The sequence below is a fragment of the Nonomuraea sp. NPDC049378 genome (assembly GCF_055586745.1).
Genome location: NZ_JBVJHP010000024.1, coordinates 100421 through 122197 on the forward strand (window position 1 = coordinate 100421; position 21777 = coordinate 122197).

Sequence of the window (21777 nt, forward strand, 5' to 3'; positions counted from 1 at the left end):
CGCCGGTGGCACCACGGCCGAGCCCGGGGCTGCGTGCCCGGCTGCTGTTCGCGTTCGCGCTGCTGTGTGTGGTCACCGCGGCGGCGGTGGCCGGCGGGATGTACGTCGGGGCTCGCAACGCCATCCTCCAGCGAGCCCAGGACGCCGCGGTGCAGGCGACGAAGAGCCAGCTGAAGGAGCTCTTCCCGTTGCGGAGTGCGGAGCCCGGCCCGGACGAGCTCCGCGGCATCGCCAACAAGATGACCGAAGGAAACGTCCGCGCGATGGCCATCTACCGCGGGGCGTACTCCACAGGCGACCCGGCGCCGGCCGACCCGCCGGTGGGCTCGCCGGGGCTCCGCACGCAGGGCGGTGACACGCCGGTCGTGCGTCCCGAGATGCTTCCACTGTCCCTGCGGCGCGAGGTGGCCGGCGGCAATGTCGCGTGGCAACGCGTGCTGGTGTGGCAGGGGGCGCCCTTCCTGCTCATCGGCGCGCCGCTGCTGATCGCCGAGCCGGACGGGACGGCGCGGATGTCCGGCATGGAGGTCTACGTCCTGCACAGCCTGCTTCCCGAACAGCGCAGCATCAACGAGCTCGCCGCACGCGCCTGGCTCACCGGCGGGGCGGCCCTGGCGTTCGCGGTCGTCCTGGCCTTGCTGGCCACCCGTAGCGTGCTGCGGCCGGTGCGCGAGCTCGGTAGGGCGGCACACATGCTGGGCGAGGGCGAGCTGCGAGCCAGGGTCGAGGTCCGCGGCGCCGACGAGCTGGCCGACGTGGCGCGCACGTTCAACAACACCGCAGCGGAGCTGGAACGGCACGTCGAGCAGCTGCGCGAGATGGAGGCCGACGCCCGCCGGTTCGTGGCCGACGTGTCGCACGAGCTGCGCACCCCGCTGGCCGCGCTCGCCGCGGTCGCCGACGTCCTCGACGACGAGGCGGACGGGCTGCCCGAGCCCGCCGGCAGGGCCGCCAGGCTGGTCAGCCAGGAGACGCTCAACCTCACCGGCCTGGTGAACGACCTCATCGAGATCAGCAGGTTCGACTCCGGCGTCGCGGCCCTCGCACTGAACGAGGTCGACGTGGCCGAGCTGGTGCGCGCGACCCTGCGTACCCGGGGCTGGCCGGAGCGGGTGCACACCGAACTGGCCTCCGCGGTGACGGCCCGGCTGGACCCGCGCCGGGTGGACGTCATCCTCGCGAACCTGGTCGGCAACGCCCTGCGGCACGGCGAGCCACCGGTGTCGGTACGGCTGCGCGCCGACCAGGACGGGATCGCCGTCGAGGTCCGCGACCACGGACCGGGGCTGGACGAAGCGGTGCTGCCGCACGTGTTCGACCGCTTCTACAAGGCCAGCGCGGCCAGGGCCAGGTCCGAGGGCAGCGGCCTCGGCCTGGCCATCGCGCGGGAGAACGCGCGCCTGCACCGAGGCGACCTCACCGTCACCAACGCCCCGGACGGCGGCGCCGTCTTCACGCTCCGCCTGCCACGCCGGGCACCCGACCCGGATGGAGGCCACGGGTGAAGGCCTGGCTCGCCCGCCGCGTGCTCGCCGCGGGCCTCGTGTCGTTCGTCGCCGTGGCCGGCTGCGGCGTGCAACCCAGCGACGCCATCCCCGCGGGCGCCCCGCCGAGCGGACCCGTCGCACCTACCTGGAAGATCACCCTCTACCTGGTGAAGGACGGCCGGCTCAGCACGGTGACGCGGCGATCCGCTCGTGGACCAGCCCGAACGAACGCGCTCATGCTGCTGGCGGAGGGACCCACGCAGAGCGAACAGGCGGAAGGGATCACCACCGACATCCCGCGCGAAGCCGCCCCGTTCTCGGTGGCCGCCAAGCCGGGCCACCTGGTGGTGACCGTAGCCACCCCGGCAGACGAACTGCCGGCACTGGCCGTCGACCAGATCGTGTGCACGGCCGCCGCCCTGTCGCCGGAGAACCCCGCCCAGGTCACCGTCCTCGGTGCGGGCCAGAGCATCGGCCCCCAGGAGTGCCCGGGGTGACGACGGTGTCCTCCCGGGCTCCGCGGGGCTCGTACACGCGGAGGAAGGCAGCCCGGTCGCTGCCCTGAGCCCGGCCTGGCCGCGCCCTACGTCGCCGGGCTGACCAGCCCTGTCTGGTAAGCGATGACGACCAGTTGCGCACGGTCGCGCGCACCCAGTTTCGTCATCGCGCGGCTGACATGGGTGCGTGCGGTGGCCGGGCTGAGAAACAACCGGGCGCCGATCTCGTGGTTGCTCAGGCCCTGCCCCACCAGGGCCAGCACTTCGCGTTCGCGCTCGGTCAGCTCCGCGAGCCGGTCCTCCGCAGCCCGGGCGGCTGTTCGCCTGGTGGTGAACTCGCCGATGAGGCGTCGGGTGATCCGCGGTGCCAGCAGCGCGTCCCCGGCGGCGATCACCCGGACGGCATGCAGCAGCTCGGCCGGCCCGGCGTCCTTGAGCAGGAACCCGCTGGCGCCGGCCTGCAAGGCGTCGAAGACGTACTCGTCGGTGTCGTAGGTGGTGAGGATGAGGACCCGCACCTGCTCCAGCCCGCGCGTCCGGACGATCTGGGCGGTGGCCTGGATCCCGTCCAGTTGCGGCATGCGGATGTCCATGAGGACGACGTCGGGACGGCCGGCGCGGGCCCGTTCGACCGCTTCTGCGCCGTTGGTGGCCTCGCCCACCACCGTGATGTCGTCCTCGAGGTCGAGCAGGACCTTGAACCCGGACCGCACGAGAGCCTCGTCGTCGGCGAGCAGCACCCTGATCGGTGAGGCGGCCGCCGCGTTCACAGGCGCGACCCGGTCGGCGCGAGGGGCAGCCGTGCCCTGACCTCGAACCCGCCGCCCGCGAGCGGCCCGGCGTCGAGCTCCCCGCCCAGCAGCCGGCAGCGCTCGCGCATGCCGGCGATCCCGCGGCCGGGCTCGGCCGAGCGGCCCGTGCTGCTCGGATGCCGGGCCGGCGGGCGCGGATCCGCCGAGTCATGATCCCGGGCGGTACGGCCCTCATCGGTCACGCGGATCTCCAAATCCTCGATCCCTGCCTTCAGCTCCACCGTCACGCGGGTCGGGCCGACGTGGCGGATCACGTTGGTGATCGATTCCTGGACGATCCGGTAGGCGGCGCTTCCCACCGCGCTGGGCAACGGCGTCGCGGGCGAGGCCTCATCGAGCTTGACGTCGAGTCCCGCCTGGCGTGCCTTGGCGGCCAGTTCGTCGATCTGCCCCAGCCGGGGGTACGGCTCCCGCCCGCCGTCATCGTCGTCGTCACGGAGCACTCCGAGGATGGCCCGCATCTCCCGCAGCGCCCGGGAACTGGTCTGCTCGATGGCCCGCAGCGCCTCGCGCGCCACTTCCGGCCGCTTGTCGAGCACGTGCGCGGTGACACCGGACTGCACGTTGATGATCGCTATGGCGTGAGCGACGGTGTCGTGGACCTCGCGCGCGATCCGGAGCCGTTCGGCGTCCACCCGCGCCCGCGCTTCCTCCTCACGAGTCCGCTCAGCCAGCTCGGCGCGCTGCTGAGCTTCGGCCGCGATGACCTGCCGGGACCGGACGGACTCGCCGAGGGCCGCGCTCATGACCGACGCGCCGATCCGGAAGTACACCCAGCCGATGGCGGCGCGTGGTTCGATGTCGGCCGCGGCGACCAGCCAGCCGATGGTGAGCACCGAGGTGCCCACGCCGGCGATCACCAGCGCCCGGCGCCCGTCACCGTAGGCGGCCAGGGTGTACAGGGCGACGAAGAGCCCGAGCCAGCCGGGCCCGTCCGGGAAGCCGAGACCGTAGTACACCAAGCTGGCCGACGCGGCGACGACGAACACCGGAACCGGCCACCGGCGGCGGACGGCGACGACCACACCACTGGCGACCAGCAGGGCATATCCCAGGTTTCCGAGGTCGGTCAGGGGACGCTGGACCACCTCGCCGGCATTGCGGACTATCGTGCCCTGCACCTGCATCACGGTGATGAACAGCGCGAGCAACACCTCCTGCGCCGGCACCGGCAGGCGCAACGACACGGCGCGGCCTTTCATGCCTCGATCCTACGGTCGCCGCCCGCGAGAACACTCCGCCCAGCGGCGCGGCCGCCTACGACGACGGGCGTACCGGGGCACGAGCCGTCTACGCGGAACTGCGTAGAGGCAGCCATCCGCAGGCGGAGGCCGTGCCTGCGTCGACGGCGCGACGATCGAGTCAGTGAAACCCCGCCGGGCGCTCACGCTCGTCACCAAACCCCGACCGGCATAGGCCACGCCACCGCGACCCACGCGCTGCGGGTGCCCGTCATCCGACCGAAAGGATGCTCCATGTCCGTCCTGGTTGTGCTGGCCACGCAGGTGGCCTCGCCAGTCTGTACGACGGCCGCTGAATGCGCGGGCCAGGGTGTCGACACGTTCATCGGGACCCCTGCGCGCGTCTGGGCCAGCGTGGCCGCGCTGGTGGCGCTGGCCAGCGTGATCGTCGGCTGGCCGGCGCACCGCTCCGTCCGCCGTGGCAACGGCGGGAGAGGGGCGGCCACCGTGGCTCTGGGGGCGGGGCTGATCGGCGGGCTCAACGGCGCGGTGAAACTGGCCGTCGCCGACGGTGGTCTCGGCACCGGCAACGGAGTGTTCGGGGCGGCCGTGGCCCTGGTGCTGGGGCTGGCCGGTGCGGTCCTCGGCGGCCTGGCTCTGGCCCGCTCCCGCCGGACCGAGCCGAGCGGCTGACCGCGGCCAGGACAGGCCCGCGATCGAGACCCACGCACACAACCCGATCACCACACGGCGCCTCCGAGACGCGCGCTCGTCACCGGCATCTCGACCGGCACAGGCGATCCAGCGCGCCGCGGGGCCCGTCATCCGACCGAAAGGATCTTCATGTCCCTCCACCACCTGACCACCGCCGCCGCGCACGTTCTGGTCCAGCCCGTCGATGCCTACACCTTCACCTCCGGGCGTCTCTGGTCCGTGGTGGGCGCGCTGCTGGGGCTGGCCGGCGCCGTCATCGGCGGGCTGGCTCTGGCCCGCTCCGCCCGCCGTATCGGCAACGGCGGGAGAAGGGGGGCCGCCGTGGCCCTGGGAGCGGGGCTGGCCTGCACGGTCATCGGCGGGCTGGTTGTGGCCGCCGCCGAGGGGGGTCCCGGCACCGGTTACGGAATAGTCGGAGGCTGGGTGGACCTGGTGGTCGGGCTGATCGCCATGGTCCTCGGCGGGCTCGCTCTGGCCCGCTCCCGCCGCACCGCCTGACCCGGCCCGGGACGGTGCCCGAGCCACGGCCGCCGCAGCGCGTACGTCACTCGATCGGACGGCTTCAACCGGAGGGTTCGGGGACCAGCAGCACCGGCTGGTCGGCGTGGCGGGCGAGGTGCTTGGCGACCGAGCCGGTCAGAAGGTGGGTGCCCCACTCATGCCGGGCCGCGCCGATGACGATCATCAGGGCTTGGTGGCGGGCGGCCAGATCCACCAGCTGCCGCGCCGGATCCCCATGGCCGACCTGCCAGCTCCACGGGAGCGGGTGACCGGCGAGCAGGGCCTCGACCTGGGCGCGTTCGCCGGCCACCGCCTGCTCGGCGTAGGCGTCCCAGTCGCAGGCGTCGGGATCGATGGGGTAGTCGTCCAGATCGACGACATGCACCACCAGCAGCCGCGCTCCCAGCCGGACGGCCAGGTCGGCGGCGGTCGCCAGCGCGCGTCGCGCGGCCGGATGCCGGTCGTATCCCACCACCAGCCACAGCGCCTGACGTTCGGCTCCCTGCCCGGGTGCTGCAGGCGTCGGATGCTCACCGCGGTGGTTCATCACGCTGCTCTCCCTCACCCTTCGACGTGAGCTCGTCCGGCTGGGGCAGGAAGGCGCGGATCGTTCTCGCACAGCGGATCGTCGAGCGCATCGCGGGGCCGGGTGCGGCGGCGGGCCCCACCGCCGCACCCGGCAAACCGGGCTTCACCTGGCATTATATCGTGTCGGCTCTCTACGGCCCTGGGCTCACCAGGTCGCCCGCAGCGTGTGCACGCCGTACACGAGGCTGAAGACGCGGAAGTCCACCTGCTCGTACGGATCGGCCAGGGCGAGGCCGGGGAAGCGGCGCAGCAGCGCGGGGAAGGCGATGCGCATCTCCATCCGCGCCAGCGGCGCCCCGAGGCAGTGGTGCACGCCATGGCCGAACGCGACGTGGCCGGCGGCTCCCCGGGTGACGTCGAGGGTCTCAGGATCGTCGACGAAGGCTGGGTCGCGGTTGGCGGCGGGAAACGAGCAGATCACGAGCGAGCCCGCCGGGATGGCATGCCCGGCGATCTCCACCTCCGTCGTGGTCGTGCGTGGCAGCAGCGACTGCACAACGGACAGCCAGCGCAACAGCTCCTCGACGGCGGGCTCGACCTGGGCCGGATCCTCGCGGATCATCGCCAGCTGGTCAGGGTGCCGGAGCAGGGCCAGGGTGCCCAGGCCCAGCATGTTCGAGGTCGTCTCGTGCCCGGCCAGCAGCAGCAGGCTCGCGATGCCGATCAGCTCGTCGGTGCTGAGATCGTGGCCGTGCTCGCGTACCAGCATGCCGAGCAGGTCCTCGCCCGGGTCGGCCTGCGCGCGGCTCACCAGGCCGGCCATGTAGGCGCGGTCCTCCCGCTGCGCCGCGACGCGCTGCTCCATCGGCAGGGAGGCGTCCAGCATGCGCGCGGAACGCTCCTGGAACTCGGCGCGGTCGGCATGCGGCACGCCCAGCAGCTCGCAGATCACCAGCGACGGCACCGGCAGCGCGAAGTGCGCCACCAGATCAGCCGGCTTGCCCGCCCGCTCCAGATCGTCCAGAGCCGCCTCGACGATCTCGCTGATCCGCGGCTCAAGCCGGCGCATCCGCCGTACCGTGAACTCCGGGGTGAGCATCCGGCGCAACCGCGTGTGCTCGGGCGGGTCGAATCCGATCAGCTGCCCGGCCTGCATCTTGGCCAGCTCGTCGGCGTTCATCTGCCCCGATCCGGGGAACGGCGTCAGGGCGCTGCTGAACCGGACCGGATCCGCCAGCACCCGGCGCACCTCCTCGTGGCGGCAGACCAGGTACGCGGGCAGGCCGAACGGCGTCTCCACCCGCACCACACCCTCGCCGTCGCGAACCCGGGCCAGCTCCTCGACCGGGTCAAGCCCGTTCCGCCGCATGTGCAGCGGCAATTCCAGTGCTTCCGTCATCATGTGTCCTTTCGTCCGGTGATCGTGTGGGACCGTCAGGCGCGGGCGGTGGACTCCACGCCGCTGCTGGTGGCGATCCCGGCCAGCACGAGCTGTGTGACGCTACGACGGCGTCCCAGCCCGTCGTGGTGGTGAAAGGCGTCAGCCAGTTCGACCGCACGGGCCACCACCTCCGAGCCGGTGGAGGGAGTGGTGGGGAGGCCGACGACGAAGTTCTGCGGATCGATGAGAACAAGTGCGGTCGTCGTGCCGATCGTGGTGACGGGCATGAGTGAGCCCTTTTCTGAAGATGTCGTCCGATGAGGCGGCCAGTGAGTCTCCGAGGGCGAGGCTCGGGGGAGCCCTTGTTCTCGGGCCCGGGTGGTGGAGTTTCGAGAACACGGGCAAGGTCGGCTCAGGGCTGGGTGTCGAGCCACTCACGGAAGGTGGGTCCGGCGAGCGTGGCATGCGGGCTGGGCAGGAATCCGCCGTCGGCGGCGATCTCGGCATCGGGCATGCCGGAGCCGTCGACCCCGACGACCTTGACGCCGCGTCGGGCGCCGAGAAGTGCGGCCGCCTCCGACAAGGTCTCCTTGCGGGGTCCGGCGATCTCGGGGATCGGTGTTCCCGGGGCGGGCGTGCCGGGGGCGAGGGCAAGGTCCGCCAGTGTCTCGGCCACCGTGCGGCAGGCCACGAGCTGGGCGGGCAGGGCCGGGACGTAGGCGACGTCGCCGCCCTGCTGCCAGTCCAGGAGCTGACCGACGAACTCGTGGAACTGCGCGGCCCGCAGAACGCGGGCGGGCAGCGGGCCGGACAGCAGGAGTTCCTCGTGCACCTTCTTGGCGGCGAGGAAACCGGCGGTGGCCCTGTCGACGCCGATGATGGACGCCATGGCGATCCGGGTGACCCCCGCCTTCTCGCCCGCCTCCTGCAGGTTGCGTGCCGACGCGCGGAAGAACTCCGTCGCGGCCTCCTGGTCGGAGGCGTGCCACGAGGCGGCATCGATGATGGTCTCGACCCCGGTGAGGGCCTCGGCGAGGCCCTCACGGGTGATGATGTCCACGCCGGTGGCCCGGGACATCGGCACGACCCCGTACCCCAGCTCTCCCAGCACGTCGACGACGTGCCGGCCCAGCCGCCCGGTCGCCCCGGCCACTGCGATCTTGCTCATGTCCATGCCTTTCTGGTCGTTGTCGTTCCGGCCGGAGCGTCCAGTCGGGCGTAGAGCTCGGCGGGGACGCGCTCCCCGGACGGGTTCGGGGTGAGGACCGCCTCCACCAGCTCCAGCGCGGCCCGTTCGGCGTCGGTGAAGTAGGTGGCGTCGCGCCAGGTGGCCACGGCGGTGATGCGCTCCTCGGTTTCGCCGAGCTCGCGCAGGTTGCCGGTCTCCCGGATGGTGAAGCACGTGCTGCCGGGGGTCTGCCCGGCGCGCAGCTGGATGGGAATCGGGCCGTCGGTGAGGGACCGGTGCAGAGGACCGGCGACTTCCGCCATCTCGGGGAGGAAGGGGAGAGGGTTCGGCATACGCGAACGTCGGGGCATGGGATGGACTTTCTCGCTCGTGGTGTCACGTCGTTACGAGCAAGAGATCCCGGCGACCCGATCCTTGTGACAGGAAGGCCCATGTGACATAGACCACCGGCCGTCGGTGTCACAGGGCAGCGAGGGCCGGGATCGTATGGATATGCCACGGTCGCGAACGAAGAGGCGGGAACCTGCGATGAGCGAACGCAGCGAGCAATCGACGGGCCCGTCGATGGACGCGGCCACCGAGGCGTTCGTCGTCCACCGCAACCTGCTGTTCACCCTCGCCTATGAGATGCTCGGCTCAGCCGCCGACGCCGAGGACGTCCTGCAGGAGACCTGGCTGCGGTGGGCGGGCGTCGATCTGGGCCCGGTGCTGGACCAGCGCGCCTACCTCGTCAGGATCGCCACCAGGCAGGCGCTGAAACGGCTGCGTACGCTGGGCAGGCGCAAGGAGTCCTACGTCGGGCCGTGGCTGCCCGAGCCGCTGCTGACCGCGCCGGACGTGGCCGATGACGTCGAACTGGCCGACAGCGTCTCCATGGCGATGCTGCTGGTCATGGAGACGCTCGGGCCGACCGAGCGGGCGGTGTTCGTGCTGCGCGAGGTGTTCGACCTGGACTACGAGGAGATCGCCCAGGCCGTCGGCAGGAGCCCGTCCGCGGTTCGCCAGATCGCCCACCGGGCGCGGTCGCACGTCGCCACCCGCCGGCCCCGCAACACCGGCTCCCCGGCCGAGCACCGAGCCGCGATCGAGGCCTTCCAGCGAGCGGTCGAGACCGGCGAGTTGCAGAGCCTGCTCGACATCCTCGCGCCGGATGTCGTCGCTCTGAGCGACGGCGGCGGAATCAGGCACGCCCTGCCGCGACCCGTTGTGGGGGTCGGCAACGTGGCTCGCCTGCTGGCCGCCGGCTGGTGGAGGCGCGACGCGGAGAGGTCGGCCGAGCTGGTGCAGATCAACGGCGGCCCTGGGCTGCTCGTACGGGTCGACGGGGAGATCGACGGCGTGGTGGCGGTGCGCGTGGAGAACGGCTACGTCACCGGCGCCTACCACGTTCGTAATCCCGAGAAGCTGTCGCACGTGCGGCGGGAGACCGCGATGAGCCGCTGAGGCGGGAACGCCCACCGCCGCGGTTCTCCGGTTGCTCGGGCGAGATCAGCCGGCGGGCTTGCCGAACCAGCGGGAGAGGTGGTCGTCCAGGTCCTGCTGATCGTCGCCGATCCAGGCGACGTGGCCGTCGGGGCGTAGCAGGACGCACGGAACATCCAGTGCCGCCGTGGGATCCGCGAGGTGATCGACCCGGTCCGACCAGCCGCCGACGGCCAGGCGTCCGGTTCGGTCCAGCAGCAGGCCGCGACCGCGGTGCAGCAGACCGTAGAGGCGGCCCTGTTGCACGTCGATGTCGCGCAGGCGGCGGCCGAGCAGGTCGGGGCCTGCGCCGAAGTCGTAGCGGACGCCGATCGCGGTGATCTTCTCGATCAGGTGGCGGTTCACCTCGTCGAAGTCCATCAGTTCGGTGAGCAACTTGCGCGCGGCCCGCGCGCCCGGTTCGGCGGACAGCAGTTCCATCTGGGCCCGGGTGTTGTCCAGCACGTCCTCGGCGACCGGATGGCGTTCGGCCTGGTAGGTGTCCAGCAGCGTTTCCGGCGCCCAGCCGCGGATCTGCGCGGCCAGCTTCCAGCCGAGGTTGAACGCGTCCTGAACGCCCAGGTTGAGGCCCTGCCCGCCGGTGGGCGGATGGATGTGTGCCGCGTCGCCGGCCAGCAGCACCCGGCCGACCCGGTAACGTTCGGCCAGCCGGGTGGCATCCCCGAAGCGGGACAACCAGCGCGGGGAGTGCACGCCGAAATCGGTTCCGGCGATGGCGCGCAGCTGTTGCCGGAAATCCTCGAGGGTGGGCGGTTCCGCGCGGTCGCCGACTCCCGCGGAGGGGACGACGACGCTGTAGACGCCTCCGCCGAAGGGCCGGAGCCAGAACGGCTGGCGGGTCTCGGGGATCTCGCTCACCCTGGCGGCGATCTCCTCCTGCGGCACACCCACTTCCATCTCGCCCATCAGCGTCTCGGTCCGCGAGGGCTCGCCGGGGAAGCCGACACCGAGCAGCTTGCGCACCGTGCTGCGCCCGCCGTCACAGCCGACGAGATAGCGCGAACGCAGCTGTTCCCCGCCGGCCAGCTCGACGGTCACACCCTCGTCGTCCTGCTCGAAACCGGCCACCGCGCAACCGCGCCGGACCTGCGCGCCCCGTTCGGTCGCATGTTCTTCGAGCAGGCGTTCGATGACCGGCTGCGGGATGCCCAGCAGATAGGCGTGCGCGGAATCCAGACCCTCGGGCGCGGGTTTGGCGATGCTGGCGAAGAAGCCGCCGGCCGGACGCTGCCTTCCGTGCTGGAGCATGCGATCCAGCAGCCCGCGCATCGCCATCAGCTCGAGACTGCGAATATGCAGGCCGACGATGCGGACGAACGACTTGGGCTCGGTTTCCTTCTCCAGAACGAGTACCCGCACGTCGTGCAGCCGCAGTTCGGCGGCCAGCATCGCGCCGGTCGGCCCGCACCCGGAAATGATCACGTCGAACATAGGTGTTGCCTTTCGGGAGTGCCTGGTGGCGAGGCGCTCCCGGCGACACCTACGTCGATCGCCCGGCCGTGACGGGAAGGGGGAGCACCCACATCGATACAGCGTTCATGGGTCTCACCTCCCGGGGCGGCGTCACGGTCACCCGCAAGCTACAAGCCCGAGCATCACCCGGTCCAACCCTTTTCCCGGCTACCGTTCGCCCGGGGATGTTGTGGAACGGCGGGCCACAAGGGTCGGGGTGACGGAGAAACGGACCGCGGCGGTACGGCCGGCGATGCGTTCGAGCAGCAGCCGGCCTGCGGTCTGCCCCATGATGGCGCCGTCCTGGTCGACGCTGGTCAGCGCGACGTGCGCGAGGCCGGTCAGGCGTGCGTTGTCGTAGCCCGCCACCGAGATGTCGCCGGGCACGCTCAGGCCCGCCTCGTGGACGGCGGCGAGGGCGCCGAAGGCGGCCTGGTCGGCGCCGGCGAAGATGGCGGTGGGGCGGGGATCGCGGGCCAGCAGCTCGCGCGCGCCGTCGTAGCCGCCTTCCTCCGTGTAGGCGGTGGCGGCGACGGCGATGTGGTCGGCCAGGCCGTGCTCGGTCATCATCCGCTCGTAGGTCGCGGCCCTGATCGTGTGCAGCAGGGTGGCGGCGCGGCCCCCGACGGTGTCCTTCTGCGTGATGTGCGCGATGCGGCGATGGCCGAGCGCGATGAGGTGCTCGACCACGAGCTCGGCGCCGACCTCGTCGTCGTCGAGCACGCAGTCGTACAGTGCCGAGCGGTCGTGGCGGCCGAGCACGACGAGGGGGATGTCCTTCGCGAGTTTCTCCAGTTGTCCTCTGGTGCAGACCGGAGCGACCCAGAGGACGCCGTCCACCTGCCGGTCGACCAGCGCGTCACTGGCCCGGCGCTCTGCCGCGGGGTCGTTGCCGCCGCTCTGGACCATGATCGCTTGGTAGCCGCTGGGGGAGATCTCATCTGTCAGGCCGTCGAGGATGTCGGCGAAGAAGGGGTTGCGGATGTGGGGGAGGAGCACGCCGATGGTGAAGGTGCGCCCGCGCATGGCCCGGGCCGCGTTGTGGGGGCGGTAGCCCAGCTCGTCGATGGCGGCCTGCACCTTGATCCGCATGGCCTCGCTGACGCCGTAGGCGTTGCGCAGCACTTTCGACACCGCCGTGGTGGAGACCTGGGCGTGCTCGGCCACGTCGGTGATGGTCACCCTGCGCTGCCGGTCTCGTGTGCCCATGAGCCACCTTTCCGCCCACTCGACTCGCCCGATTGTAAGGGGCGGCCCGTCCGGACAGGATGGATAACGTTACCCAACTTTTCGATCTGAGGGGTTGTCCGGCCCGTCTTCACAACAGTCACGATAGGAGACCGTTCCCCAAGGACACTCTTGACGGCCTGCCGAGTAACGCCTACGTTAACTCGCATCGGGGGCGCTTAAATCGTTTCAAACGAACCCGGAGGGGCGTTGTGAAGACCTCGCACCGCGTGCCGGGAGCGGCCCTGGCCGTTCTCGCGATGGCGGCTCTGACCTCGTGCGGCTCCGGCTCCGATTCCGGAACCGCCGCCACCGGCCCGGTCACCTTGGAATTCCTCATCGACAACAGCGCGGCCACGGTGGACACCGCCGAAGCGCTCGCGGACACGTTCATGCAGGCCAATCCCACTATCAAGATCGAGATAGAGACCCGGCCTGGAGGCAGCGAGGGCGACAACATCGTCAAGACGCGGCTCTCGACGGGCGACATGTCGGATGTGTTCTGGTACAACTCCGGGTCGCTGCTGCAGGCGCTCAACCCGGCGCAGACCATGGTCGACCTCACCGGCGACCCGGTGCTGGCCAACGTGGCCAAGGACTTCCTGCCCGTGGTGAGCCAGGACGGCAAGGCCTACGGCGTCCCCGGCGGCACCGCCATGGGCGGCGGCATCCTCTACAACCGCAAGGTCTACGAGCAGCTCAAGCTGGAGGTGCCCAAGACCTGGGCCGACTTCACGGCCAACAATGACAAGATCAAAGCAGCCGGCATCGCCCCGGTGATCGGCACGTACAAGGACACCTGGACCTCGCAGCTGTTCGTGCTGGGCGACTACTACAACGTGCAGGCGGCGGCGCCGACCTTCGCCCAGGACTACACGGCCAACAAGGCCAAGTTCGCCACCACCCCCGCCGCCAGGGCCGGCTTCGACCACCTGGCCGAAGTGCACGCCAAGGGATACCTGCAGGAGGGCTTCGGCTCGGCCACCGCCGACCAGGGCATGAAGCTGCTGGCCGAGGGCAAGGGTGCGCACTACCCGATGCTGAGCGCCCAGCTCCCGCCGTTCGTCGCCACCATGCCACAGGCGGCCACCGACGTCGGCTTCTTCGGCATCCCCGGCACCGACGCCGCCAAGAACGGCGCCACCATCTGGGAGCCGGCCGGCATCTACATCGCCAAGAGCACCGAGAAACTGGAGGCGGCCAAGAAGTTCCTGGCCTTCGTCGCCTCGCCGGCGGCGGCCGACGCGGTCACCAAGGCCGTGCCGCCGGCCGGGCCGTACCGGATCACCGGGGCCGAACTGCCCGACGACGCCATCCAGGCGGCCAAGGACCTGCAGGCCTACGTGGACGAGGGTGCCACGGCGCCGGCGCTGGAGTTCGTCTCGCCGGTGAAGGGCCCGTCCCTGGAGCAGATCACGGTCGCCGTCGGATCCGGCCTGACCCCGGCCGCCGAAGGGGCCGCCCAGTACGACAAGGACGTCGAGAAGCAGGCCAAGCAACTGGGGCTGGCAGGGTGGTGACCAGGCAGGACACCGGGCCCCGCACGGGGCCCGGCCCGGCACCCGGGCATGCGCGCGCCCGCGCCTCCCGCCGCCGGCGCGACGCGGCCTACCCGTACGCGCTCTATCTACCCGCCGCCGCCGTGTTCCTGGTCATCTTCCTGGTGCCGACGGCGATGGCCTTCTACTTCGCGCTCACCCGCTGGACGTTGTTCGACAGCGAGTTCGTCGGCCTGCAGAACTTCCGCGACTTCCTGGCCGAGCAGAACCTGCGCATCGGCTTCCAGAACACGATCATCTACGCCGTCGTCACCAGCGGCCTCAAGGTCGTGCTCGGGCTGCTGCTCGGCGTCCTGCTCACCGGCAGGCTGCGGCTGCGCGGATTCCTGCGCTCGGTGGTGTTCTTCCCGACGCTGGTCTCCACCGTCGCGGTCGGCATCACCTTCGCCATGCTGCTCAAACCGCAGACGGGCCTCGTCAACCAGGCCCTCGCGCTGGTCGGGATCGACGGGCGCGACTGGCTCGGTGACGCCACCACCGCGCTGCTGTCCGTCGCGCTGGTGGACGTGTGGAAGGGGGTCGGCCTGGCCACCGTCATCTACATCGCCGGCATCATGTCCATCCCGCGCGAGTACTACCAGGCGGTCGCGGTGGATGGCGGCGGCGCCTGGCACCGCTTCCGGCACATCACGCTGCCGCTGTCCTGGCCGGCCACCTACTCGGTGATCATCCTGTCGTTCATCGCCGGGCTGCGCTCGTTCGATCTCATCTGGACGATGACCCGCGGCGGTCCCGGCTTCACCAGCGACACCATCGCCTCGATCATCTACAAGCAGTACCAGGCAGGCTTCTTCGGCCTGTCGACCGCCGGCAACGTGATCCTCTTCCTCGTCGTCGCGGCCATCGCCGTGCCGCTCAACTACTTCCTCGGCAAGAGGCAGGTCACCGCATGACAGCACTGAGAAGGCTCAGCGGCGAGACCGTCGCGCTGGTCCTGGCCACCGTGATCTTCCTGGTCCCGTTCGCGCTCATGCTGCTGACCGCCGTGAAGAACCCGGAACAGGCCATCGACCTGGACTTCTCCTGGCCCACCAGCTGGCCGGTCGTCGAGAACTTCATGGCCGTGATCGAGGCGCGCGACTACGTGCTGCTGCGCGCCTACGTCAACAGCACCATCATCACCGTCGCCTCGGTCACCCTGCTCGTCGTCTTCGCCGCCATGGCCTCGTTCGTCCTGCAGCGCCGCCCGGGCAAGGTCGCCAAGCTGGCCGACTTCCTCGTACTGACGGGTCTGATCATCCCGCCCGCGGTGGTGCCGACGATCTGGCTGCTGCAGGCGCTCGGCCTGTTCAAGACCCTGCCCGGGATGATCCTCGCGGAAGTGGCCTTCAACCTGTCGTTCGCGATGTTGCTGTTCCGCGCGTTCATCGCCGCCATCCCGCGCGAGCTGGACGAGGCCGCCCAGATCGACGGCTGCGGCGGCTTCCGGCTGTTCTTCCAGGTGATCTTCCCGCTGCTGCGGCCGGTGACCGTCACGGTCGTCCTGGTCAGCTCGGTCAACATCTTCAACGACTTCGTCAACCCGCTCTACCTGCTCCCCGGCGACGAGAACGCCACCGTGCAGGTCACCCTCTACAACTTCCAGAGCCAGTACAACACCCAGTGGAACCTGCTGTTCATGGACATCGTCCTCATCACGATCCCCCCGCTGGTGCTGTTCGTCTTCTTCAACCGCAAAATCGTCGCCGGCATGACCGCCGGCGCCATCAAGGGGTGACATGACCTCTCCGTACGTTTCCGCAGTGGCCTTCGAACACCACCGAGACCCCCTCGGCATCGGCGAACCAGAACCGCGCCTGTCCTGGACCGTGGCCACGGACCTGCCGGGATGGATCCAGCAGGCGTACGAGATCGAACTCGGCGACGGCCTGTCCACCGGCCGGATCGAGTCGGGCGAGTCCGCGCTCGTGCCGTGGCCCGGTGCGCCGCTGGGCTCGCGGGAACGGCGCGCCGCACGGGTGCGAGTGCACGGCGCCGACGGCTCGACCAGCGACTGGAGCGCATGGTCGCACGTGGAAACCGGCCTCCTGGAGCCCGCCGACTGGCAGGCCACGACCGCCGCGCCACCGCTGGAACTGCTCGGCGCACCCGACGGTCCCGCGCTCCTGCTGCGCCGCGGCTTCACCCTGCGCGCTCCGATCGAGCGCGCCCGCCTCTACATCACGGCCCACGGCATCTACGAGGCCGAGATCAACGGCCGAGTGGTCGGCGACGACGTGCTCGCCCCCGGCTGGACCAGCTACCGCCACCGCCTGCGCTACCGCACCCACGACGTCACCGGCCTGCTGCGCGAGGGCGCCAACGCCATCGGCGCCACCCTCGCCGACGGCTGGTACCGGGGCCGCATCGGCTTCGGCGGCGGCAAGAGCGACCTGTACGGCGAGCGCACCGCCCTCATCGCCCAGCTCGAGATCGCCTACATCGACGGCACCACCGACGTGATCGTCACCGATGACGCGTGGCGCTGCGCCCGCGGCCCGGTCACCGAGGCCGGCCTGTACGACGGCGAGAAACACGACGCGCGCCTGCACCCCGCGGGCTGGTCCGAGCCCGGCTTCGACGACTCCTCCTGGCTGCCCGCCGACGCCCTGTCCCACGATCCGGCGCTGCTGGTCGCCCCCACGGGCCCGCCCGTGCGCCGTACACAGACGTTGTCCCCCGCCGAGGTGCTGACCGGCCCGGACGGCGAGACCCTCCTCGACTTCGGCCAGAACCTCGTCGGCCGCCTGCGCATCCGCGTGCAGGGCCCGGCGGGGCACACGGTCACCCTGCGCCACGCCGAAGTCCTGGAGGACGGCGCCCTCGCCGTGCGCCCGCTGCGCGCGGCCGCCGCCGAGGACCGCTACACGCTGCGCGGCGACGCCGAGCCGGAGACCTTCGAGCCCCGCTTCACCACGCACGGCTTCCGCTACGCGCAGATCGACGGCTGGCCCGGCGCGTTCGACCCGGCTGACGTGGTGGCCGTGGTCTGCCACACCGACATGCGGCCCGCCGGCGCGTTCGAGTGTTCCGACCCGCTGCTGAACCGGCTGCACGACAACGTGGTCTGGAGCATGCGCGGCAACTACGTCGACCTGCCCACCGACTGCCCGCAGCGCGACGAGCGGCTCGGCTGGACCGGCGACATCCAGGTCTTCGCCCCCGCCGCGGCCTTCCTGTACGACTGTGCGGGGCCGCTGTCATCGTGGCTGGCCGACCTGGCGGCCGAGCAGTCGGAGGTGGGCACCGTGCCGCACTACGTGCCGTGGGTGCCGCTGATGTTCGGACTGTCCCCGGCGGCGGCCTGGGGCGACGCCGCCGTGCTCGTCCCGTGGACGCTCTATGAGCGCACCGGCGACCTCGGCCTGCTGCGGCGCCAGTACCCGAGCATGACCGCGTGGGTGGACCAGGTCGCCTCCCTCACCAGGGACCACCTGTGGGACGAGGGCTTCCAGTTCGGCGACTGGCTGGACCCGGCCGCGCCCTCGGACGATCCCGGCAGGGCCCGTACCGACCGGGCGCTCGTCGCCACCGCCTACCACGCCTGGTCGGCGCAGGTCGTGGCGGACACGGCGGAACTGCTCGGCCGTGACGCCGACGCCGCCCGTTACGCCGAGCTGGCCGGGCAGGTGCGGACGGCCTTCCGCCGCGAGTTCGTCACGCCCTCCGGCCGGCTGGCCTGCGACACCCAGACCGCCTACGCCCTCGCCTTGACCGTGGACCTGTTCGATGGCCCCGAACAGCGCGAACGCGCCGGACGCCGCCTGGTCGAGCTCGTCGCCGACGACGACCACCGCATCGGCACCGGCTTCGTCGGCACCCCGCTCATCTGCGACGCCCTGTGCTCGGTCGGCGCCTACGACACCGCCTACCGGCTCCTGACCCAGCGCAACCGCCCCTCCTGGTTGTATCCGGTGACGATGGGCGCCACCACGATCTGGGAGCGCTGGGACAGCATGCTGCCCGACGGCTCCGTCAACCCGGGCGAGATGACCTCCTTCAACCACTACGCGCTCGGCGCGGTCGCGGACTGGATGCACCGCACCGTGGCCGGTCTCGCCCCTGCCGGGCCCGGCTACCGCCGCATCTCCGTCCGCCCGCGTCCCGGCGGCGGCCTCACCCACGCCCGCGCCGCCCATCACACCCCCTACGGCGAGGCGGAGGTGAACTGGCGGCGTGACGGGGAGCGGCTGACCGTCGCCGTGCGCGTCCCGCAGAACACGACCGCCGTCGTCGACCTGCCCGGAGAGCCCGCTGTCGAGGCCGGCCCCGGACAACACGTCTTCCACTGCGCCTGGCCGGAAGCCTCTGAGCGGACGCCCTGACACCCGTACGGCATGCACACCCCGGACACCGTCACGCCCGGGCTTCAGGGCCGATGAGGTGGCTGCCGTTCCGGACGAGGCCGCGACCTGGCGACGAGCCGGCGGCACCGTATCGAACGCGAGCGTGTCCATCAGCTTGACGAGTGGCGACTCGATATCGGTGTCATCGACATAGTGGTCGCCCCGCTCGTCGGCCATACACGTGATGTAGGCGGACAGCTCGTCGGCCAGCTCGGCCGGCCGCGGGTCGTCGTCGGCCCGGTCGAGAGCCTCGCTCAGGGTGAGGTAGAAGCAGGCGAACCGCGGGTCATCGATCTGCTCCCGCTTGCGCGCCGTCCACTCCGGTACCCGCGCGGGTGAGAGCGCGGACAGCGGGATCCAACCGTCACGCTCGGCTCGGACGATCCGCTCGTCGACTCCGAGCGCCCGCAGCCGGTCGAGATACTCGACCACCTCCGAGGGCAGCGCCAGGCTGTCCCCCGAGGCGAGCCGGGCGATGCGCTCACGGTGCCGCTGCCGTTCCCGGATCTCCGCTCGCAGCCGCCTGTCGATGCCCGCCACCGCCGCGGCGAACTCTTCCTCGCCGGCCCGCAGCAGTTCCCGCACCCGCGCCAGCGGAACCCCCGCCTCGGCGAGGGTCCGGATCCTGATCAGCTCCACCACTGCGCCGGCGTCGTATCGGCGGTAGCCGGAGCGGTCCCGCTCCGGCTCCGGCAGCAGGCCCTTGGCGTGGTAGTGCCGCACCGCGCGCACCGTCACCCCGGCGTACGACGCCAGCTCACCGATGGTCAGCATCAGACCCGCTTCCAGGAGTCGCTCAAGAGGTCGCCGGTCCCGGTGCTCTGCGGATGATCTCGGCGATGTCCCGGGCATGGGTGAAGACCAGCCCGTGGTCGGCGTCGAGCCAGGTGGTGGCGATGTGCGGCTGCTCGCGGACAAGCCGCTCAACGCCGGCGCGCCAGTGCTGGTTGAGCCGGGACACCTGCCCCTCGCCGCCGTCGCCGGCGATCGAGGTGGACATGATCATGCTGATGGGCCGGTCGATCTTTCTGTACCGGTCGAGGATGTCGGACCTGACCACGTCGATCTCGAGATTCAGGTCGACAATCTCCTGGGCGGCTCGCGCAGGTCCGCCTGCGTCGAGTTCAGCCCGGGGCACAGGATCAGCGTTCGCCCCCGACCGTGCCGAGACACCGGGATCGTGACGCTGCCGTGCTGGATCGTGAAGTGCCGCATCGTCCTGTCGCCTCTCTCCATCACGCCGTGCTCGCCGTACGCCGCGCGCGGTCCGGCGGCCTCGATCGCACGGGTTTCCGTGGTCATGCCACCATGCTGGGAGCTTGACCCTGCGTCATGGTCAAGCGGCGCGGGGGACGGATCTCGCTTCCGCCCTCCGCGCGCCGCTCGACCACGACGCGGCGGAGGATCTCCGGCTTCGAGGCCGGCCGAGTTCAACGCAGCAGTGACCGCTCGGTGGGTGCCAGCCGCAGCCGTTGCGATGGCCCGGCCAACCGTTGCGCGAGGGCAGGCAGCACGTCCTCGTGCCAGCGCACTGAACGCTGCAGGCGATCAAGGTGATCGTGGAAGTGGCTCTGGCCGGTGAACCGCGCGAACCACACGAAGACCTCCTCGTCCGCCCGCACCGGCAGGGCGGGGAAGGTGTTGGGGGAGTGTTCGGAACGCAGGTACGCCAACGGCTCGCCGCCCGACTCGGCCAGTACGGGTCGCACGCACCGCTCGTAGAACTCGACGAACGCCGCGTCGAACGGGGCGCGGCCGTACCAGATCGTGGCGACGACGAGTGATGACGGCGCCGCAGCCGGCTCGCCGGGGGCCGGCCTGCTCCCCATCGGCGCCGGGAGGCCGCTGGCAGGCGAGGCCGGCCGCAGTAACAGGACGTCGTCGGAGTCGATCATCGTTGCGTTCGCCTCGTCCCTGCGTGCCCGCCAGGTCGGCCCGGAGTAGAAGCTCTCCAAGGCCTCCGCGCGACGGGGCATGTCCTCGAAGCCGCGGAGCCAGACGAACCGGTCAGGGTCGTCCAAGTCTCGGAACTGCCCCAGGACGGTCATGCCTGCCGCCTCTTGGGTCTCGACGAACTCCCGGTCGAACAGGTCGATCAGGACGTCCCGCTGCCCGGGGCGCAGCGTGTACTGGCGCAGCTCGACGATGGGACACCGTGAGGCCTCCATCTACTCTCCTCCTGAATGGCTGGAACAACAGTCGTTACAACAAGGGGCGTGGCGACCGCCTGGCGATCGGACGGATCGGCTAGCCCACCAGCGTCTCGCGCAGCACGTCGGCGATCGACGTGCCGGCGAGCTCCTGGCGCATGGCCTGTTCGGCCCGGCCGTAGACCTTGCTCAGGGCGGGCCGGATGCCACGGCCGACCGGGCACTCCAGATTGGGCTCGGTGCGGTGCAGGCCGAACGGCTGCTCCACGTCGACGGCGTCAAGCACCTCGAGCAGGGTGATCTCCTCCGGCGCGCGGGCGAGACGCCAGCCCGCGCCGGCGCCATGGCGCACCTCCACCAGACCGGCCCGCCGCAGGTCGCCCAGGCTGCGCCGGATGATCACGGGGTTGGTGTTGACGCTGGCGGCGACCTGGTCCGATGTGAGGACCTCCTGGCCACGGCGATGCGCCAACGCCAGCCACGTCAGCGCGTGCGTCGCTACGGTCAATCGGCTGTTGGCCCCCATCACCACCTCCTCGCTGTAACAGCTTCCATTACACCCAGGTCCGCGGTCAAGCCTCATGACCGCTCAACACCCCTCATAACCGGCGTTATGGGGGGTGTATCGTGGTGACCTCCTCAGGGATCCCCGGGAACCACCCCTACCCGAAAGCGAACACCCATGGGCGAGAACCAGCAGCCGGCTCCCCTCCGCCCTCATCAGCTGCGCGTCTCACACGACGAGCGCGAAGCGGTGGTGGAACGGTTGAACACGGCTGCCGCCGAAGGGCGAATCGACTTCAGCGAGCTGGAAGCCCGGCTGGACCGGGCACTCAACGCCAAGACGTACGCCGACCTCGCGCCTCTCACCGCGGATCTGCCGCAGGAGGTTCCGGCCGAGCCGCTCGTCATCAAGGGAGGCATGAACGGCGCCGCGCGGACGGGGCGCTGGCGGGTACCCGCGCAGATCACCGTGTACGGCGGCATGGGCAGCGTCAAGCTCGACTTCACCCGGACCGAATGCCGGTTGCCGGAGATCGCGATAGAGGCGCACGGGCAGATGGGCGGTGTCACGATCATCATCCCCGACGGGTGGGTGGCGGACACCTCGGAGATGGACCAGGGCATCGGCGGCTTCAAGGACAAGACCACACCCGAGCGCCTGCCCGGAACGCCGCGGATCCGGCTCGCCGGCGACGGCGGCGCCGCCGGCGTGGTCATCCGCCACCCGAACAGCTGGGAACGCCGCGTACAGCGGCGCAACCAGGAGCGTTGAGCGAGCCGAGCGCGGG

General features: G+C 71.0%; 23 protein-coding genes and 1 pseudogene. 10 read left to right on the top strand and 14 right to left on the bottom strand.

All coding sequences use genetic code 11. The features are described from left to right. The first annotated feature begins 5 nt into the window (after positions 1-5). Together ACZ6SA_RS40290 and ACZ6SA_RS40295 are read left to right on the top strand one after the other, a co-directional pair. Positions 6-1505, top strand: a complete 1500-nt coding sequence (locus ACZ6SA_RS40290) for a HAMP domain-containing sensor histidine kinase (protein ID WP_347649510.1) — start codon at positions 6-8, stop codon at positions 1503-1505. Beyond that, the gene (locus tag ACZ6SA_RS40295) at positions 1502-1984 is read left to right on the top strand and encodes a hypothetical protein (protein WP_347649511.1); all 483 of its coding nucleotides are present in this window, start codon (positions 1502-1504) and stop codon (positions 1982-1984) included. Before ACZ6SA_RS40290 ends, ACZ6SA_RS40295 begins: the two co-directional genes overlap by 4 nt. Positions 1985-2070: 86 nt before the next feature. Here ACZ6SA_RS40295 and ACZ6SA_RS40300 read toward each other — a convergent pair whose 3' ends face one another. Further along, positions 2071-2754, bottom strand: a complete 684-nt coding sequence (locus ACZ6SA_RS40300; protein ID WP_465834211.1) for a response regulator transcription factor — start codon at positions 2752-2754, stop codon at positions 2071-2073. Continuing rightward, complete coding sequence (locus ACZ6SA_RS40305) at positions 2751-3998, bottom strand: sensor histidine kinase (protein ID WP_465834213.1); 1248 nt, start codon at positions 3996-3998, stop codon at positions 2751-2753. The genes ACZ6SA_RS40300 and ACZ6SA_RS40305 overlap by 4 nt, the downstream gene beginning before the upstream one ends. Before the next feature lie 273 nt (positions 3999-4271). Here ACZ6SA_RS40305 and ACZ6SA_RS40310 point away from each other — a divergent pair, with 273 nt between their 5' ends. Together ACZ6SA_RS40310 and ACZ6SA_RS40315 are read left to right on the top strand one after the other, a co-directional pair. Then, positions 4272-4670 carry a DUF6223 family protein gene (locus ACZ6SA_RS40310; protein ID WP_465834215.1) on the top strand — a complete coding sequence of 133 codons (399 nt, stop codon included), beginning with the start codon at positions 4272-4274 and terminating at the stop codon, positions 4668-4670. A 150-nt stretch (positions 4671-4820) separates the two neighbouring features. After that, positions 4821-5189, top strand: a complete 369-nt coding sequence (locus ACZ6SA_RS40315) for a DUF6223 family protein (protein ID WP_347649515.1) — start codon at positions 4821-4823, stop codon at positions 5187-5189. Positions 5190-5253: 64 nt separating this feature from the next. On the opposite strand, the gene ACZ6SA_RS40320 is transcribed toward ACZ6SA_RS40315, so the two are convergent. From ACZ6SA_RS40320 to ACZ6SA_RS40340, 5 genes are all read right to left on the bottom strand, one after another. Next, the gene (locus ACZ6SA_RS40320; RefSeq protein WP_465834245.1) at positions 5254-5739 is read right to left on the bottom strand and encodes a universal stress protein; all 486 of its coding nucleotides are present in this window, start codon (positions 5737-5739) and stop codon (positions 5254-5256) included. A 186-nt stretch (positions 5740-5925) separates the two neighbouring features. Then, entirely contained in the window at positions 5926-7119 is a 1194-nt protein-coding gene (locus tag ACZ6SA_RS40325) for a cytochrome P450 (RefSeq protein WP_347649517.1), read from the bottom strand. A gap of 35 nt (positions 7120-7154) precedes the next feature. Further along, positions 7155-7388, bottom strand: a complete 234-nt coding sequence (locus ACZ6SA_RS40330) for a cysteine hydrolase family protein (RefSeq protein WP_465834218.1) — start codon at positions 7386-7388, stop codon at positions 7155-7157. A 125-nt stretch (positions 7389-7513) separates the two neighbouring features. Beyond that, the gene (locus ACZ6SA_RS40335; protein WP_465834220.1) at positions 7514-8269 is read right to left on the bottom strand and encodes an SDR family oxidoreductase; all 756 of its coding nucleotides are present in this window, start codon (positions 8267-8269) and stop codon (positions 7514-7516) included. Next, positions 8266-8592 carry a carboxymuconolactone decarboxylase family protein gene (locus ACZ6SA_RS40340; protein WP_465834222.1) on the bottom strand — a complete coding sequence of 109 codons (327 nt, stop codon included), beginning with the start codon at positions 8590-8592 and terminating at the stop codon, positions 8266-8268. Before ACZ6SA_RS40340 ends, ACZ6SA_RS40335 begins: the two co-directional genes overlap by 4 nt. A 226-nt stretch (positions 8593-8818) precedes the next feature. On the opposite strand from ACZ6SA_RS40340, the gene ACZ6SA_RS40345 reads away from it, so the two are divergent. Further along, positions 8819-9733, top strand: a complete 915-nt coding sequence (locus tag ACZ6SA_RS40345) for an RNA polymerase sigma-70 factor (RefSeq protein ID WP_443157126.1) — start codon at positions 8819-8821, stop codon at positions 9731-9733. Positions 9734-9778: 45 nt separating this feature from the next. On the opposite strand, the gene rox is transcribed toward ACZ6SA_RS40345, so the two are convergent. Continuing rightward, on the bottom strand, positions 9779-11203 hold the full coding sequence (gene rox / locus ACZ6SA_RS40350) for a rifampin monooxygenase (RefSeq protein WP_465834225.1): 1425 nt from the start codon (positions 11201-11203) through the stop codon (positions 9779-9781). Between the two features lie 189 nt (positions 11204-11392). Beyond that, entirely contained in the window at positions 11393-12433 is a 1041-nt protein-coding gene (locus ACZ6SA_RS40355) for a LacI family DNA-binding transcriptional regulator (RefSeq protein WP_443157124.1), read from the bottom strand. A 230-nt stretch (positions 12434-12663) separates the two neighbouring features. Here ACZ6SA_RS40355 and ACZ6SA_RS40360 point away from each other — a divergent pair, with 230 nt between their 5' ends. Genes ACZ6SA_RS40360 through ACZ6SA_RS40375 form a run of 4 tightly spaced genes read left to right on the top strand, consistent with a single transcriptional unit; the run spans position 12664 to position 18314 of the window. Further along, entirely contained in the window at positions 12664-13971 is a 1308-nt protein-coding gene (locus ACZ6SA_RS40360) for an ABC transporter substrate-binding protein (protein ID WP_465834227.1), read from the top strand. Next, positions 13968-14903, top strand: a complete 936-nt coding sequence (locus ACZ6SA_RS40365; protein ID WP_347649524.1) for a carbohydrate ABC transporter permease — start codon at positions 13968-13970, stop codon at positions 14901-14903. Before ACZ6SA_RS40360 ends, ACZ6SA_RS40365 begins: the two co-directional genes overlap by 4 nt. Beyond that, positions 14900-15727: a carbohydrate ABC transporter permease gene (locus ACZ6SA_RS40370; RefSeq protein ID WP_347649525.1), complete on the top strand. Its 828-nt coding sequence runs from the start codon at positions 14900-14902 to the stop codon at positions 15725-15727. The genes ACZ6SA_RS40365 and ACZ6SA_RS40370 overlap by 4 nt, the downstream gene beginning before the upstream one ends. A gap of 25 nt (positions 15728-15752) precedes the next feature. Further along, on the top strand, positions 15753-18314 hold the full coding sequence (locus tag ACZ6SA_RS40375; protein WP_465834230.1) for a family 78 glycoside hydrolase catalytic domain: 2562 nt from the start codon (positions 15753-15755) through the stop codon (positions 18312-18314). A 597-nt stretch (positions 18315-18911) separates the two neighbouring features. Here ACZ6SA_RS40375 and ACZ6SA_RS40380 read toward each other — a convergent pair. From ACZ6SA_RS40380 to ACZ6SA_RS40400, 5 genes and pseudogenes are all read right to left on the bottom strand, one after another. After that, positions 18912-19187 (bottom strand): annotated as a pseudogene (locus ACZ6SA_RS40380) (MerR family transcriptional regulator); the annotation flags it as partial. Continuing rightward, positions 19132-19395, bottom strand: a complete 264-nt coding sequence (locus tag ACZ6SA_RS40385; RefSeq protein WP_465834232.1) for a hypothetical protein — start codon at positions 19393-19395, stop codon at positions 19132-19134. The pseudogene ACZ6SA_RS40380 and the gene ACZ6SA_RS40385, both read right to left, overlap by 56 nt. Positions 19396-19409: 14 nt before the next feature. Next, positions 19410-19637 (bottom strand): hypothetical protein, encoded by a 228-nt coding sequence (locus tag ACZ6SA_RS40390; protein WP_347649529.1) that lies wholly within the window; start codon positions 19635-19637, stop codon positions 19410-19412. Positions 19638-19765: 128 nt separating this feature from the next. Next, the gene (locus ACZ6SA_RS40395) at positions 19766-20503 is read right to left on the bottom strand and encodes an NIPSNAP family protein (RefSeq protein WP_347649530.1); all 738 of its coding nucleotides are present in this window, start codon (positions 20501-20503) and stop codon (positions 19766-19768) included. Between the two features lie 79 nt (positions 20504-20582). Beyond that, the gene (locus ACZ6SA_RS40400; protein WP_347649531.1) at positions 20583-21011 is read right to left on the bottom strand and encodes an Rrf2 family transcriptional regulator; all 429 of its coding nucleotides are present in this window, start codon (positions 21009-21011) and stop codon (positions 20583-20585) included. A 156-nt stretch (positions 21012-21167) separates the two neighbouring features. On the opposite strand from ACZ6SA_RS40400, the gene ACZ6SA_RS40405 reads away from it, so the two are divergent. Then, positions 21168-21761: a DUF1707 SHOCT-like domain-containing protein gene (locus ACZ6SA_RS40405; protein WP_347649532.1), complete on the top strand. Its 594-nt coding sequence runs from the start codon at positions 21168-21170 to the stop codon at positions 21759-21761. The last annotated feature ends 16 nt before the right edge of the window (positions 21762-21777 follow it).